11 protein-coding genes and 3 rRNA genes are annotated in these 16,437 nt (G+C 48.2%); 2 read left to right on the forward strand and 12 right to left on the reverse strand.

Annotation, left to right across the window (positions count from 1 at the left end; genetic code table 11):
• Nucleotides 1–128: 128 nt before the first annotated feature.
• From proS to AC0J5I_RS02300, 5 genes are all read right to left on the reverse strand, one after another.
• Nucleotides 129–1,568, reverse strand: coding sequence for a proline--tRNA ligase (proS, locus tag AC0J5I_RS02280; protein WP_475303085.1), 1,440 nt, complete (start codon nt 1,566–1,568; stop codon nt 129–131).
• 339 nt (nt 1,569–1,907) lie between these two features.
• Nucleotides 1,908–2,471 (reverse strand): GNAT family N-acetyltransferase, encoded by a 564-nt coding sequence (locus AC0J5I_RS02285; RefSeq protein WP_107995467.1) that lies wholly within the window; start codon nt 2,469–2,471, stop codon nt 1,908–1,910.
• Nucleotides 2,472–2,565: 94 nt separating this feature from the next.
• Nucleotides 2,566–3,927, reverse strand: a complete 1,362-nt coding sequence (gene fumC, locus AC0J5I_RS02290; RefSeq protein WP_475303092.1) for a class II fumarate hydratase — start codon at nt 3,925–3,927, stop codon at nt 2,566–2,568.
• Between the two features lie 50 nt (nt 3,928–3,977).
• Nucleotides 3,978–5,609, reverse strand: coding sequence for an NAD-dependent malic enzyme (locus tag AC0J5I_RS02295; RefSeq protein ID WP_107995465.1), 1,632 nt, complete (start codon nt 5,607–5,609; stop codon nt 3,978–3,980).
• 64 nt (nt 5,610–5,673) lie between these two features.
• Nucleotides 5,674–6,213, reverse strand: a complete 540-nt coding sequence (locus AC0J5I_RS02300; RefSeq protein WP_107995464.1) for an acyl-CoA thioesterase — start codon at nt 6,211–6,213, stop codon at nt 5,674–5,676.
• Nucleotides 6,214–6,394: 181 nt separating this feature from the next.
• Between AC0J5I_RS02300 and AC0J5I_RS02305 the strand changes: the two genes are divergently transcribed.
• On the forward strand, nt 6,395–6,829 hold the full coding sequence (locus AC0J5I_RS02305; RefSeq protein WP_068620806.1) for a universal stress protein: 435 nt from the start codon (nt 6,395–6,397) through the stop codon (nt 6,827–6,829).
• A 151-nt stretch (nt 6,830–6,980) separates the two neighbouring features.
• Here AC0J5I_RS02305 and AC0J5I_RS02310 read toward each other — a convergent pair whose 3' ends face one another.
• Nucleotides 6,981–7,841, reverse strand: coding sequence for a hypothetical protein (locus AC0J5I_RS02310; RefSeq protein WP_475303103.1), 861 nt, complete (start codon nt 7,839–7,841; stop codon nt 6,981–6,983).
• A gap of 205 nt (nt 7,842–8,046) precedes the next feature.
• On the opposite strand from AC0J5I_RS02310, the gene AC0J5I_RS02315 reads away from it, so the two are divergent.
• A complete protein-coding gene (locus tag AC0J5I_RS02315; RefSeq protein ID WP_107995462.1) occupies nt 8,047–8,658 on the forward strand; it encodes a CAP domain-containing protein in 612 nt (203 codons plus the stop codon).
• A gap of 70 nt (nt 8,659–8,728) precedes the next feature.
• Here AC0J5I_RS02315 and rrf read toward each other — a convergent pair.
• From rrf to AC0J5I_RS02345, 6 genes are all read right to left on the reverse strand, one after another.
• Nucleotides 8,729–8,844: ribosomal RNA gene (gene rrf, locus AC0J5I_RS02320) — 5S ribosomal RNA — on the reverse strand.
• Between the two features lie 91 nt (nt 8,845–8,935).
• Nucleotides 8,936–11,849 (reverse strand): 23S ribosomal RNA (locus tag AC0J5I_RS02325).
• A 210-nt stretch (nt 11,850–12,059) separates the two neighbouring features.
• A 16S ribosomal RNA gene (locus AC0J5I_RS02330) occupies nt 12,060–13,618 on the reverse strand.
• The 16S, 23S and 5S rRNA genes sit together here, the layout of an rRNA operon.
• Before the next feature lie 534 nt (nt 13,619–14,152).
• Nucleotides 14,153–14,470 (reverse strand): PTS lactose/cellobiose transporter subunit IIA, encoded by a 318-nt coding sequence (locus tag AC0J5I_RS02335; RefSeq protein WP_068561593.1) that lies wholly within the window; start codon nt 14,468–14,470, stop codon nt 14,153–14,155.
• Between the two features lie 25 nt (nt 14,471–14,495).
• Nucleotides 14,496–14,816 carry a PTS sugar transporter subunit IIB gene (locus AC0J5I_RS02340; RefSeq protein WP_086986658.1) on the reverse strand — a complete coding sequence of 107 codons (321 nt, stop codon included), beginning with the start codon at nt 14,814–14,816 and terminating at the stop codon, nt 14,496–14,498.
• A 139-nt stretch (nt 14,817–14,955) separates the two neighbouring features.
• Nucleotides 14,956–16,392 (reverse strand): glycoside hydrolase family 1 protein, encoded by a 1,437-nt coding sequence (locus tag AC0J5I_RS02345; protein WP_475303112.1) that lies wholly within the window; start codon nt 16,390–16,392, stop codon nt 14,956–14,958.
• Nucleotides 16,393–16,437: the final 45 nt, after the last annotated feature.

Genomic DNA, 16,437 nt, shown 5'->3' on the forward strand with positions numbered 1-16,437 from the left:
TGATGGAGTGGGTCCTGCTTTTTTTTGATCGGGATTAAGAGTATCCTCTTGTAAACGCGTTCTGATTCCCAGAAATCATCACGCTCTTAGTCGAACTCTGAATTGTAGAACGGAATTCATCGTATCCTTTAGTATGCTCTAGCTAACCAGACTGTGTGTTTGGCTGGTTTTCCTGATACGATGCAGTTTGTTTTTTCGACTGGTGGGTTGAAAGGCATGTTGCGTGTCGTGAAGCCAGTCTCTTCTTTGATTTTCGCTTCGGTTTCAAGTTCGCCGTCCCATCCTGCCAATACGAATCCAGGCACTTCCCCGGCCGCTTTCTTCGCTTCGATATGTGCTTTCAGTTCGTCCAACGTATCGATGTTGGTGTATTCATTGGCTTTGCGGTTTTCACAGGCCGTTTCCAACAGACGGACTTGCATTTCGTCCAATGCCTTCGGCACGAAGTCCATGATCTCATCCAAGGATACAGCCACTTTGTCGGAAAGGTCACGCATTTTCACCATCACTTGGTTGTTTTCCATATCGCGCGGTCCGAATTCGATGCGCATCGGTACGCCCTTCAGTTCCCACTCGTTGAATTTGAATCCAGGCGAGTTGTCGCTGTCGTCCAAGAACACGCGGATACCAGCCGACTTCAATTCTGTTTGCAATACTTCCAGACGTTCCACGATTTCAGGTTTCTTCTTCCATGGGCCAACCGGCATCAAAACGACTTGTTTCGCTGCGACTTTAGGAGGCAACACCAATCCTTGTTCATCGCCGTGGACCATGATCATTGCACCGATCAAACGTGTGGAGACGCCCCAAGAAGTTGTATGCGCATAAACGTGTTCGTTATCGCGGTTCAAATATTTGATGTCGAATGCTTCTGCGAATTTTGTGCCCATATAGTGGGAAGTGCCAGCCTGAACTGCTTTTCCGTCTTTCATCATCGCTTCTACGGAGTAGGTATCAACCGCACCTGCGAAACGTTCTGAAGGCGTTTTTTGCCCTTCGTAGACAGGTACTGCCAACAAACCTTCGATGACTTCTTTGTAGACTTGTAGCATACGCATGGTACGACGGCGCGCATCTTCTTCATCAGAATGGGCAGTATGTCCTTCTTGCCAAAGGAATTCGGAAGTACGCAAGAACGGCAAGGTTTTCTTTTCCCAACGGAACACGTTCGCCCATTGGTTGATTTCCATCGGCAGATCGCGGTAAGAATTGATCCAGTCACCGAAAGCCGTCCCGATCATCGTTTCCGATGTTGGACGCAATGCCAAACGTTCTTCCAATTTTTCGCCAGCTGCTTCCGTAACCCATGGTAATTCAGGGCTGAAGCCTTCGATGTGGTCTTTTTCTTTTGTGAAGAATGATTCCGGGATCAGCATCGGGAAGTAGGCGTTGCGGATGCCTTCCTCTTTGAAGCGTGCGTTGAATTCTTCCTGGATATGTTCCCAGATTTCATAGCTGTCCGGTTTAAAAATGATACAGCCGCGTACCGGTGAATAATCCATCAGATCAGCTTGTTTGATGGTTTGGATATACCATGCTGAAAAATCTTCTTTTTGTAAGGTACTCATGTTTTTCCTCCTGATTTTAAAATATTTTTTCTATTTGATTGCAAAAAAATAAGCATAATCCATCCTTAACAAGGACGAAATATACTTTCCTGATGTATTTCCGCGGTACCACCTTCATTGGCCTTCATTATTGGCGAAAGCCCAACTCAACATCTGGTAACGGTAGAAAACCGGCCATATTTCTATGGCATACTGTCAGGTAGGTTCAACGGATCATTGGGGGTCCCTCTTCCAGCCTAGGAAAGACTCTCTTTGCCCATCATCCATCTACTGTTCCTTACGTTCAATCACTAATCATTGTATGAGAAACGCTCCGAAATAGCAATGCTTTTTTTCGGTTCAGACTTCCTTTGCTTTTCGGAAATACTCTTCCTTCAAAATTCCGTAATAAGTCATATCGCAGCTGCGGCCTTTGAAAATTTTATGTCTGCGCAATATTCCTTCCGGTTGCATCCCGATGCGTTTCATCACCTCGCCTGAAGCTGGGTTCAGGATGTCATGCATCGCAAAGACTTTTTCCAGTTCCAAAACTTCAAAAGCCAGAGCCGTGATGAGCTTGCCGGCTTCCGTCATATAACCGTTTCCGCGGTAAGCTTTGTTCAAGGTGTAGCCTATTTCCGCAATGCGGTCGGTCGGGTTCGGACGGATATCGATCGTCCCAATCATTTTTTCAGTGTCCTTCACTACGATTGCATACTTTCCCGCTGGTGCCGCCATGAAGTAATTCGCGATGGCTTCCTCCGTCATCGCCTGATCTCGATGCGTTTCGAAGACAAAACGGGTCGTTTCCTCATGTGAAGCATACGCGAACATATCCGGAGCATCCGCCAAACCGACGGGACGCAGCAAAATCCTTTTGCCTTCCAAAACGCTGTGCTTCATCAATTCCAAGGTAAAATCCATGCCTTGACCTCCTTTTTCGATCTGTTTCAAAACAATAGACCACAAAAACGGATCGACTGGATTTGCCTGCCGATCCGCACTTCGTCAGAAAAAATTAAACCATCTTCATCGGATCCACGTACTTATCGAACTCTTCAGCAGTGACATGCCCCATCGCTACAGCCGCCTCTTTCAAGGAAGTGCCGTCCACGAAAGCCTTCTGGGCGATTTTGGCTGCTTTCTCATAGCCGATGTACGGGTTCAACGCAGTCACCAGCATCAAGGAATTAGTCAGGTTATGGTTGATTTTTTCTTGTTCCGCCTTGATCCCGCTCGCACAGTTTTCATCAAAACTAATCAGTGCATCCGCAAGTAGGCGGACAGACTGCATGAAGCTGTTCACGATGAGCGGCATATAGGTGTTCAGCTGGAAAGACCCTTGCGAAGCTGCAAACCCGATGGCGCTGTCGTTGCCCATCACTTGGATGCAGGCCATCGTTACGGCTTCGGATTGCGTCGGGTTGACTTTCCCGGGCATGATCGAACTTCCTGGCTCATTCATCGGGATGCTGATTTCGCCGATTCCGCTTCTCGGACCGCTTGCCAGCCAACGGACATCATTTGCAATCTTGTAGAAATTGGCCGCCAACGCTTTGACTGCCCCGTGTGTATGCACGAAAGCATCCTTGCTTGTCAGCGCATGGAATTTATTCTCTGCTCCGACAAAGGGCTCGCCTGTGCGTTCCGCAACCTTTTCGATCGTTTTTTGGATGAAGATTGGATCGGCGTTCAATCCTGTTCCGACCGCTGTCCCGCCTAATGCTACTTGTCGCATGTATTTCAAGGAGTCCTCGATCATGGACTTGGTTTCCTCAAGCATGACGCGCCATGCGCTGATTTCCTGGCCTAATGTCAATGGCGTCGCATCCTGCAGATGGGTACGGCCCAATTTGACGATCGCCGCATTTTCCTGCTCCAAGCGGGTCAGTGTGCCGATCAATTGTTCAATCGCCGGATGCAGTTTATTTTTTATGTACAGGACACCGGCAATGTGCATGGCAGCCGGGAATGTGTCATTGGAGCTTTGTCCTTTGTTTACGTGGTCGTTGGGATGGATGCCGCTGTCAATAAGCTGGTTGCCTCGGTTCGCCAGCACTTCGTTCACATTCATGTTGGATTGCGTGCCGCTTCCGGTCTGCCATACGGATAACGGAAATTGATCGTCCCACTTTCCTTCAAGCACTTCGTCAGCCGCCAAAAGGATGCCCTTTGCAACGGTCTCGTCCAACAAACCGACTTCATGGTTTGAGGCTGCGGCAGCCCGCTTGATTTCGACTAATGCATAGATGACTTCCATCGGAATCTTTTCGATTCCGATTTTGAAGTTTTCCAGACTGCGCTGTGTCTGTGCACCCCATAATTTATCCGCTGCTACTTTTACTTCCCCTAATGAGTCATGTTCAATCCGATATTCCATTCATCCCGTTCCTTCCTGTCGTTTCTTCCGTTTTCAATGTGCTTTTTGTCTTAATATTCCGCTTTCCAGATGGCAGCTTCAACAGCTTCCATCGGGTCCGTTATTTCAACGCCATTTACGCCATCTTCGATGGCTGCCTGTATGACGGCAGCCGCAACCAATTTCGATGCTTCGCGCAACTGGGAAACCGGCGGCAAAATCGCTGCTCCCGCTTCCTCCAAGTTCTGTAGGGAAGTGATGCCGTGCGCTGCAGCGGACAGCATTCTGTCCGTTACTGTCTTCGCTTTTGCGATGACGATCCCAAAGCCTAAGCCCGGATACAATAAGGCGTTATTCGCCTGGCCGATTTTATAGTTCACGCCATTGTATGCGATCGGATCGGATGGGCTACCGGTGACGACCAACGCTCTTCCCTCGGACCAAGCGATGACATCCGCAGCCTTTGCTTCGCATAATCTGGTCGGATTGGAAATCGGCATGATGGCCGGACGTTCATTGTATGCTGCCATCTTCTGGACGACTGCTTCCGTAAAGGCACCGGCTTGGCCTGAAGTGCCAATCAATACGGTCGGTTGGACGGCATCGATGATTTCAGCCAAATCGGTCAGCTGTGTAGGGAATTCATCCGCGACGCGCGCATATTTTTGCTGGCCCGGCGTCAGGTCCGTCATACCCTCAGTGACCAGACCATAGCGATCGACCATGTAAAACTGTTTGCGGGCTTCTTCGCTGTCGGCACCTTGCAGCAGCATCTCCATGAGGATTTGGTCGGAAACGCCGACGCCGGCAGTTCCGCCTCCGAAAACGAGGATTTTGTGTTCCGTGATCGGCTTGTCAGTAACCCTGACCACCGAATCCATCGCAGCCGACATCATCACGCCGGTCCCTTGGATGTCATCATTGAACGTGCAGATCTTATCGCGGTACTGTTCCAGTATATTGGCGGCGTTGTCGCGGCCGAAATCTTCCCAGTGGAACAACACATCCGGGAACAGCGCGGAAGCCTCTTCAACGAACGTTTCGATGAATGGGTAATAAGCCTCTCCGGTCACACGTTTGTGCTTGTTGCCTAGGTAGAACGGATCTTCCAGCAGCTCTTGGTTATTTGTGCCCGCATCGATCACGATCGGCAACACCTGTTGCGGATTCAATCCCGAAGCGACGGTGTAGACGGCCAGTTTCCCGACCGAAATCGCGATGCCCTGGATGCCCCAATCGCCGATGCCCAGCACCCCTTCGCCATCCGTGATGACCATCATTTTGATTTCATCATCCATGCCTTTGCTGCCGTTCAGCAATGCGCTGCGGATAGCTTCCGGACGATTCACATCCAAATAGACCGCATCCTGGGGAATCTGGTAATCCCGCGAATAATTCATGACCGTATCGGCGATGGTCGGCGTATAGATGACCGGCAACAACTCCGTCACGTGTTTGCCGATGACATGGTAAAAAAGCACGCGGTTCTGAGAGTAGATATTCATCAGATGCTTCTGTTTGGAATAGGCATCGGTCAGTTGGCCCAATTGCGCATAGACAACCTCTCCCTGCTCTTCCAATGTACGGACAGCGGTCGGTAATAACCCTTCCAATCCCAATGTTGCCCGTTCTTCTAAAGTGAATGCGGTCCCTTTATTCAAAAATGGCTGACCCAATAAATCTTTTCCGTTAGTTTTCGACACGTTGACACACTCCTGCTCCATCATTTGTATGTATTTCTTTCCATGCTGTTTCTGCCTGCAAATGTTAGTCTGCCCAAGGTATTTCTATCGTGAGATGTTCATGCAGCTCTTTTTGGTAGTCCAGATCGGCTCTCCGCTTTTGCCGTCTTTCCTCATATCCGCTGTTGATGAATTTTTCCTCGACCGTTTCTGGTACGATTTTCGGCAGACAGACTTTATCCCCATTTTCATCTGGGAGCGCCACGAAGGTCAGAAAGCAGGTTGCCGCCAAGTAACGTTCCCCCGTCCGAAGATTCTCCCCGGTCACTTTGGTGAAGATTTCCATGGAAGTCTTGCCTGCTCCTGACACAAACGTATCGATGCAGACCGAATGCCCTGTCGGAAGCGGCTTGAGGAAGTTCAACGTATCCACAGATGCAGTCACATTGGTCGTACGACCGAAACGCTCCCCAGAAATTGCCGCACAATCATCGATCATGCTCATCAGCTTACCACCGAACAAAGTACCGTGGTAATTTGAATCGAACGGAAAGACATGGTGCGTCTGAATCACCTTCGTCTGCCTGCAATATCTGATATCCCGCTCTTGGTTCGTTTCCGCCATATCCGTCTTCAATCCTCTCTTGTTTCGTAAACTTATTTTAGCATGCTTCATTTCTTTTTAATAGTTCTGCCAAATAATTCTCATTTTTGTCACCGGTTCCCGGCTTCCTTTTCAAACCTTGTTGTTGTAGAATGAATGTAGGAAGCGTTTTCTGAACAAATTCAAAAAGGAGCGGGTAGAAATGTTAGCAGAATACAAAAATATTTTGGTCCCCGTTGACGGTTCAGGTCAGTCAGAAGATTCGTTCAAAAAAGCTGTTGCCATTGCCAAACGCAATAACGCCGCGTTACACCTTATCTACGTCAAGGACACACGCAATGTTCCGCTTAGCCCTGAATATGAATCCAGATTGACGGAAGCATACAAGGACATGGAATACGAATTCCTCGATGAAATGATGACATTCGCTACAAATGAAGGGATTGAAATCAAAAAGTCTGTAACCAACGGCAACCCAATGACATTGATCGCTGAAGCATTTCCAAAAGAATACAATATCGATCTTATTGTCATCGGAGCAACCGGCAAAGGTGCGATCACCAGGGCTTTTGTTGGATCGGTCTCTAACTATGTGGTCCGTCATGCACCGTGTGATGTTTTGGTCGTCCGTACTTAAAAGTAGCGCACTATTTTTGCAGCCGTACCTCAGAAAACGTAAGAACAGCCCTGTCCAGCTTTCGCTGCACAAGGCTGTTTCCTTTTATCCATTAATTATCACAATCCCAAAACCAGACAATTTCTGTAGTTTTTCGATAGCCTTCGTTCAGCTAGAGGTCATTGACAGTACCGCCAGCTTCCTCGCTGTCGATCCAAGCACCATCAAAAAACTGGATGGCGTACGGCCCTTCGCTGGTGAGGTCAAAATAAGCCTTTTCTGTGAAGGACTCCCCCGGTGCGACAGTATGCAGCCAAAAATGGGTATAGCGCAATGGCAGGCTTTTCCCTTCACCATCAAGTGCCAAAAAGTAGTTGGGCGCGATATAGGTATCAACGTTGCCGTTGTTGACGTATTGTATTTCCACTTCCAACAGTTTTGCTCCAAGCGGATTGAGTTCTTCCAGCCCATCTATTTCTCGGATCTCCGTCACCGTAACCAATTCATTTATCCCAGAATCGTCGCTCAAAAAGTTTTGCGCTTCGCCTTCATTGACCGTAAAAGCAGGTGGGGTTATCGTTGGGTTCTCATTGGGCATAAAAGTTATGGTGACATAGCTTTCAGGAGCAAGATCATCCAGATTGATGCCGGTATCGCCATAGCTGACAGATGTATCCGTCGTGAAAGTAATTTCCGTTTCGATCCCGGGGCCTTGATACGGATAATCGAACTCCCACACGTTGTTCGTCTCGCGGTAATCGATAGCCGTTCCTTCTATGAGGGTCGTCACTTGATCAAACCCTTCAGCGGTACCTTCTAAAGCAAAATAGTTATACTTATCTCCTCTGGTGATTCCATCCTTTACGCCGCTTGAAAAGATGATTGTTTTAGCAACACTTTCCTCGGACTCAGCAGCAACAGAAGATGATTCTTCGCTCAAAACAGAATTTACGGTTGAACTTTCGGTCTCATTTTGGCATGCAGCAAAGACACTAGCGCAAAAAATAAACAGCAATCCCAACTTTTTGTTCATAGCAATTCCCCTTCCAACAATCAGCCCACAACAAGTTGCTTACTTCCGATTATTACCCTCATCTTAACAAACTATCCGACAAAAAACGAATTCTAGCCTTTCTTCAGGACATTTCACGGAAGATTGACTATAATGGAAACATACTTAAATCTGCCGGATATTCCCCATTAATAAACCATTCAAAAATAAGAAAGGAGCGGTGCGGATGCGACTCATTAGAGGCCTGCTGTTCACTGGCATAGCCGCGTTGTTCGTTGGATACGGAATAAACCGTAATGCGTTGAACGAAAAATTTCCGTTTCTCGAGCAAACAGTCCAAACGGATGTGGCCGAGAAAATCCAAGTGCTGACAAGCTCTGAAGGCGTCGACCTGCTCATTGCGCCCTTCACCCGACCTAATCAAATCGACTATGCCCTAGTGGAAGACAAAATCATGGTCTTGCTTAATGAGCTTCGCCTGGAGCAAGGATTGCTTCCCCTGACGAAAAATGAAACCCTAAAAGCGGCGGCCGATCATCGGGCCATCGAAACCCAGACATCGTTTTCGCACACCCGGCCGGATGGAACTGATTTTTACACGGTCATCCAGACCGATGCTTTCTGGTACCCTTATCAAACGGTCGGAGAAAATCTGGCAATGGCGACCTTTTTCAAGGACGAAGAAGGTATGGCCGAATTTTTGTTCGATGGATGGGTGGAAAGCGAAGGGCATTACGCCAATATGATTCATCCCGATTTCCTAGAGGTAGGCATCGGCGTCCATTATGACGGTGAATTTCTGTATGCCGTACAGCTGTTCGGGAAACAAAGTCAATAACTGGGATTAATCCGAAATAACGCAAAAAAAAGCAAGCACCAGGAATATCCTGCATGCTTGCTTTTCGTTTGCGCGGCAACGTCCTACTCTCACAAAGGGAAACCCTTCACTACAATCGGCGCTAAGAAGCTTAACTTCTGTGTTCGAGATGGGAACAGGTGTGACCTTCTTGCCATCGTCACCGCACATTTTTCAAGAGAACGTTGTTCTCTCAAAACTGAATCTACAAATTTAAAGGGAACCCGAAAACACCGCTTGAGTTTTCATCTTTTAAAAATTGGTTAAGTCCTCGACCGATTAGTATTGGTCCGCTCCATACATCGCTGTACTTCCACTCCCAACCTATCTACCTGATCATCTCTCAGGGGTCTTACTCACTTAAAGTGATGGGAAATCTCATCTTGAGGGGGGCTTCACGCTTAGATGCTTTCAGCGTTTATCCCGTCCACACATAGCTACCCAGCGATGCTCTTGGCAGAACAACTGGTACACCAGCGGTGTGTCCATCCCGGTCCTCTCGTACTAAGGACAGCTCCTCTCAAATTTCCAACGCCCGCGACGGATAGGGACCGAACTGTCTCACGACGTTCTGAACCCAGCTCGCGTACCGCTTTAATGGGCGAACAGCCCAACCCTTGGGACCGACTACAGCCCCAGGATGCGATGAGCCGACATCGAGGTGCCAAACCTCCCCGTCGATGTGAACTCTTGGGGGAGATAAGCCTGTTATCCCCAGGGTAGCTTTTATCCGTTGAGCGATGGCCCTTCCATGCGGAACCACCGGATCACTAAGCCCGACTTTCGTCCCTGCTCGACTTGTAGGTCTCGCAGTCAAGCTCCCTTCTGCCTTTACACTCTACGAATGATTTCCAACCATTCTGAGGGAACCTTTGGGCGCCTCCGTTACATTTTTGGAGGCGACCGCCCCAGTCAAACTGCCCGTCTGACACTGTCTCCCTGCTCGCTAAGAGCAGCGGGTTAGAGTGGTCATATCACAAGGGTAGTATCCCACCGTTGCCTCCTCCGAGACTGGCGTCCCGGTATCATTGGCTCCTACCTATCCTGTACATGTGATACAAACACGCAATATCAAACTGCAGTAAAGCTCCATGGGGTCTTTCCGTCCTGTCGCGGGTAACCAGCATCTTCACTGGTACTATAATTTCACCGAGTCTCTCGTTGAGACAGTGCCCAAATCGTTACGCCTTTCGTGCGGGTCGGAACTTACCCGACAAGGAATTTCGCTACCTTAGGACCGTTATAGTTACGGCCGCCGTTTACTGGGGCTTCAATTCAAAGCTTCGCTTGCGCTAACCTCTCCTCTTAACCTTCCAGCACCGGGCAGGCGTCAGCCCCTATACGTCATCTTTCGATTTTGCAGAGACCTGTGTTTTTGATAAACAGTCGCTTGGGCCTATTCACTGCGGCTGACCTTGCGGTCAGCACCCCTTCTCCCGAAGTTACGGGGTCATTTTGCCGAGTTCCTTAACGAGAGTTCTCTCGCACACCTTAGGATTCTCTCCTCAACTACCTGTGTCGGTTTGCGGTACGGGCAGTTACTTTCTCACTAGAAGCTTTTCTTGGCAGTGTGACATCAGGAACTTCGCTACTAAATTTCGCTCCCCATCACAGCTTGTCCTTAAGAGAAAAAGCATTTCACTCGTTCTCAGACTTGCTGCTTGGACACACATTTCCGATCGTGTGCATTCCTTAGCCTCCTGCGTCCCTCCATCGCTCAAACAAAAGCAACTGGTACAGGAATATCAACCTGTTGTCCATCGCCTACGCCTATCGGCCTCAGCTTAGGTCCCGACTAACCCTGGGAGGACGAGCCTTCCCCAGGAAACCTTAGTTATTCGGTGGACGGGATTCTCACCCGTCTTGCGCTACTCATACCGGCATTCTCACTTCTAAGCGCTCCACCAGTCCTCACGATCTGGCTTCGATGCCCTTAGAACGCTCTCCTACCACGGAACCCGAAGGTTCCATCCACAGCTTCGGTGATCTGTTTAGCCCCGGTAAATTTTCGGCGCAGGGTCACTCGACTAGTGAGCTATTACGCACTCTTTAAATGATGGCTGCTTCTGAGCCAACATCCTAGTTGTCTATGCAACCCCACATCCTTTTCCACTTAACAGATACTTTGGGACCTTAGCTGGTGGTCTGGGCTGTTTCCCTTTTGACTACGGATCTTATCACTCGCAGTCTGACTCCCGGATCTAAATCAATGGCATTCGGAGTTTATCTGAATTCGGTAACCCGAGAAGGGCCCCTAGTCCAAACAGTGCTCTACCTCCATGATTCGCATATCCGAGGCTAGCCCTAAAGCTATTTCGGAGAGAACCAGCTATCTCCAAGTTCGATTGGAATTTCTCCGCTACCCACACCTCATCCCCGCACTTTTCAACGTGCGTGGGTTCGGTCCTCCAGTGCGTATTACCGCACCTTCAACCTGGACATGGGTAGGTCACTTGGTTTCGGGTCTACGACCTCATACTTATTCGCCCTATTCAGACTCGCTTTCGCTGCGGCTCCGTCTTTGCAACTTAACCTTGCATGAAATCGTAACTCGCCGGTCCATTCTACAAAAGGTACGCCATCACCCATTAACGGGCTTTGACTACTTGTAGGCACACGGTTTCAGGTACTGTTTCACTCCCCTTCCGGGGTGCTTTTCACCTTTCCCTCACGGTACTGGTTCACTATCGGTCACTAGGGAGTATTTAGCCTTGGGAGATGGTCCTCCCGGATTCCGACGGAATTTCTCGTGTTCCGCCGTACTCAGGATACTGGTAGAGCTGATTTGGATTTCGCATACGGGGCTATTACCCTATTTTGCGCAACTTTCCAGTTGGCTTCTGCTATCCATTGCAGTCTCATGTCCCAGTCCTACAACCCCAAAGAGCAAGCTCTTTGGTTTGGGCTTTTCCCGTTTCGCTCGCCGCTACTAAGGGAATCGAATTTTCTTTCTCTTCCTGCAGGTAATGAGATGTTTCAGTTCCCTGCGTGTTCCTCGATACACCTATGTATTCAGTGTAACGTAATATCCTATCAAAGATATTGGGTTGCCCCATTCGGAAATCTCCGGATCAAAGCTTACTTACAGCTCCCCGGAGCATATCGGTGTTAGTCCCGTCCTTCATCGGCTCCTAGTGCCTAGGCATCCACCGTGCGCCCTTATTCACTTAACCTATGGTTAAGCTCGCCATTGCTGGCTTGCTAACTTATTTCGTTAAAAACTCATTTAAGTTAACTTAAAACGCGGTAAAATGTTTAGGTTTCTTACTTTATTTTTGTAGTATTCAGTTTTCAAAGAACAAATTGTCTTGCTTGAGAGATTGATCTCTCAAAACTGAACAAAGAATGATTGAACCAAGCAAGGATTCCATTATATTCCTTAGAAAGGAGGTGATCCAGCCGCACCTTCCGATACGGCTACCTTGTTACGACTTCACCCCAATCATCTGTCCCACCTTAGGCGGCTGGCTCCATAAAGGTTACCTCACCGACTTCGGGTGTTACAAACTCTCGTGGTGTGACGGGCGGTGTGTACAAGACCCGGGAACGTATTCACCGCGGCGTGCTGATCCGCGATTACTAGCGATTCCGGCTTCATGCAGGCGAGTTGCAGCCTGCAATCCGAACTGAGAATGGCTTTAAGAGATTCGCTTGACCTCGCGGTCTTGCTGCTCGTTGTACCATCCATTGTAGCACGTGTGTAGCCCAGGTCATAAGGGGCATGATGATTTGACGTCATCCCCACCTTCCTCCGGTTTGTCACCGGCAGTCTCATTAGAGTGCCCAACTGAATGCTGGCAACTAACAATAGGGGTTGCGCTCGTTGCGGGACTTAACCCAACATCTCACGACACGAGCTGACGACAACCATGCACCACCTGTCACTTTGTCCCCGAAGGGAAAGTCCTATCTCTAGGATTGTCAAAGGATGTCAAGACCTGGTAAGGTTCTTCGCGTTGCTTCGAATTAAACCACATGCTCCACCGCTTGTGCGGGTCCCCGTCAATTCCTTTGAGTTTCAGCCTTGCGGCCGTACTCCCCAGGCGGAGTGCTTAATGCGTTAGCTGCAGCACTGAAGGGTGGAAACCCTCCAACACTTAGCACTCATCGTTTACGGCGTGGACTACCAGGGTATCTAATCCTGTTTGCTCCCCACGCTTTCGAGCCTCAGCGTCAGTTACAGACCAGAGAGTCGCCTTCGCCACTGGTGTTCCTCCATATATCTACGCATTTCACCGCTACACATGGAATTCCACTCTCCTCTTCTGCACTCAAGTTCCCCAGTTTCCAATGACCTTCCACGGTTGAGCCGTGGGCTTTCACATCAGACTTAAGGAACCGCCTGCGCTCGCTTTACGCCCAATAAATCCGGACAACGCTTGCCACCTACGTATTACCGCGGCTGCTGGCACGTAGTTAGCCGTGGCTTTCTGGTCAGATACCGTCAAGGCTGGAGCAGTTACTCTCCAACTTGTTCTTCTCTGACAACAGAGTTTTACGATCCGAAAACCTTCTTCACTCACGCGGCGTTGCTCCGTCAGACTTTCGTCCATTGCGGAAGATTCCCTACTGCTGCCTCCCGTAGGAGTTTGGGCCGTGTCTCAGTCCCAATGTGGCCGATCACCCTCTCAGGTCGGCTACGTATCATCGTCTTGGTGAGCCATTACCTCACCAACTAACTAATACGCCGCGGGTCCATCCATAAGCGACAGCACAAAGGCCGTCTTTCCTTTCTCGATCATGCGATCAAGAAAACTATGCGGTATTAGCACCCGTTTCCGGATGTTATCCCCCTCTTATGGGCAGGTTACCCACGTGTTACTCACCCGTCCGCCACTATCTTCTCAGTGGAAGCAAGCTTCCATAGAAAAGACCGTTCGACTTGCATGTATTAGGCACGCCGCCAGCGTTCGTCCTGAGCCAGGATCAAACTCTCATGTAAATGTGGACTCTTGTACAGAAATCCTACACGTTAAGCTGATTGCTCTTGTTGTTTTGCTGACTTTATGTTTGCGATACTAAGTATCGTCTTCGTTTGCTTCGACCGAAGTCTAAGCTCCTTGCACATTTGGTTCGTTCATTCTTTATTCAGTTTTCAAAGGTCAATCGTGTATCACGTATTACGTGATTGCTTATTCATATTAGCACGGCTTCGTTTATCCGTCAAGCTATTTTTTTGAAATATTTTTTAAAAAAAATTCACTGACGGCCGCTCGAAGCAGCAACTTTCATATCTTATCACCATCACGATTGCATGTCAACAATTTTTTAAAATTATTTTCTTTGCTCTCGTGGACAACTTCTAAATACTACCACCCGGCACCTCTTGTTGTCAACACTTTTTAGCAGAGAAAAGTCCGGACGGCCGAATAAATGATTTCATTTATGCATTCCTTCATTAGAGTCCAAAGCAAATAAACACGAATAAAAAAGCGGATATCCGGTTTTTGCCGAATATCCGCTTGTGTTTGATTTGTTATTTACTGATTTTTTCGTAGATTTCGACGATTTCTTTCGCCAAGTCTTTGAATGCGATCGAAGTCATCAAATGATCTTGTCCATGGACCATCAATAATGACAGCTCCACTGCATCGCCTGATGCTTCTTGTGTCAAAAGGCCGGTCTGCGCATGGTGGGCTTCCACCAAAGCTTTTTCCGATTCGCCGATTTTTTCGTTTGCTAATGCAAAGTCTCCTGCTTTTGCAGCTTCGATCGCTTCAATCGCATTTCCTTTTGCATCGCCCCCATGCATGATCAACTGCATGATGACATCCAGGTTTTTTGGTTCTGCCATGTTAGTAACTCCTTCAGTCTTCTTATTATTCGCCCATCAAAGTTAGAGCTGTTTTCAATACTTTTTCGCCGTTCATCATGCCGTAGTCCTGCATGTTGATGACATCCATTTTTGTATCTGTGCCGGCTACTTTATCTTCGAATTGTTTCTTCATGTATTTAACTTGAGGTCCCAACATCAGAACGTCGATTTTTTTCTTAGCCAAGTGTGCATCTGCTTCTGAAGCGGATACTGCGAAAATATCAGCGTCCAATCCTTGTGCCACCGCCGCTTTTTGCATTTTTGATACAAGTAAGCTGGTGCTCATTCCAGCTGCACATACTAACATGATTGTTTTATCTGCCATATTCATTCTCTCCATCCATAAATATAATTTAATATGCAATTATTATAACACACATGATAGCGTTTGTCGCAAGCACTTACATAAATTTTCAAACGTTTTCAGCAAATCGCTTTCTTTTTGCTTCCGCGAAGGAAAAGCTCTACTTCAGGTTCTTGCCGTTTTGCTCTATGACCTCTTTATACCAGTGATAACTGGCTTTTTTGTAACGTTTCAATTCTTTCGGACTGTCTTCATCCCGGTCCACATATACAAAACCATAGCGTTTTTGATAGCCATTCAACCAACTCAAAAGATCGGTGTAGCTCCAAGTGCAGTAGCCCAGCACCGTGACTCCATCCGTGATGGCTTCCTGGACGGCTTTGGCGTGGTCGTTCAAATAGTCGATCCGGTACTGGTCATGGATCTCACCGTCTTCGAGCTTGTCGTACTCACCCAAGCCATTTTCGGTTATCAATATCGGCAATCCGTAGCGGCTGTTGACCCGGCGCAAAGCAATCCGAAGGCCCACAGGATCGATATCCCAATCCCAATTGGTTTTTTCAACGAATGGATTCAGCACTTCTTTGAAGACGCCTGGAGTCCCGCCTCTTTCCGTACTGCCCTTTTCTCCGGAATAATTCGGCGTTCCCAAGCCGATACCATCCAATGGATTCGCGGCAACAGTTGATGTCTGATAATAATTCACACCCATGAAATCCGGTTTGCCGGCTTTCAATACCTCAAAATCTTCCGGGAGCGTTTCAGGCAACAGATCATTCTCTTTCAACCAATTCCAAATGACGGAAGGGTACTCACCTTTGGCATAGACATCCATCCAAAAATAAGCATTCAGTTCATCGAAATTCTCAGCTGCCAAAACATTCTCCGGCCGGGCATCAATAGGATAGCCTGGCGAATAAGCGAAACTCGGACCGATCTTTCCTTCCAAGCCGAGCAAACGGTATTTTTTGATGGCTGCCGCATTCGCAACATTCGCATGATGGTTGGCTTGGTACATCCGTTTCGGATCTTTCACTGCCGGCGGGTGGGTCGCCATCAAGTAGCCATGGGAAATGAAGACATTTTGTTCGTTCAAGGATACCCAATAGTTTACCCGGTCTCCGTACCTACGGAACACAGCCTCTGCATATATTGTAAAGTCTTCGATTATCTGGCGGGATTCCCATCCCAGATAATCGTCCTGCAGATATTGCGGGATATCCCAATGATACAACGTGACAACTGGTTCAATATGATTCGCCAGCAACTCATCGATCAAATCATCATAAAATTGCAAGCCTTTTTCGTTCACTTCCTGCATGTTGTTCGGGAAGATGCGACTCCATGCAATCGAGAAACGATAAGCCTTCAGCCCTTGTTCGGCCATCAGCGCGACATCCTCTTTGAACCGGTGGTAGTGATCCACCGCGACATCCCCATTCGTTCCTTTAAAAGTCTTACCGGGAATCCTGACAAAGGTATCCCAGACAGATGCACCTTTCCCATCTTCATCCCAAGCCCCTTCGACTTGATAGGCGGCCGAGGCAGAGCCCCATAAGAAGCCTTCCGGAAAATCCTTCAGTTTTTTGTGTTGCATATTATGACCCGCTTTCTGTTTAGTTTGTTTCTGCTTCCCAAAATA

It is taken from the genome of Trichococcus sp. TS_SC_9, assembly GCF_056156325.1.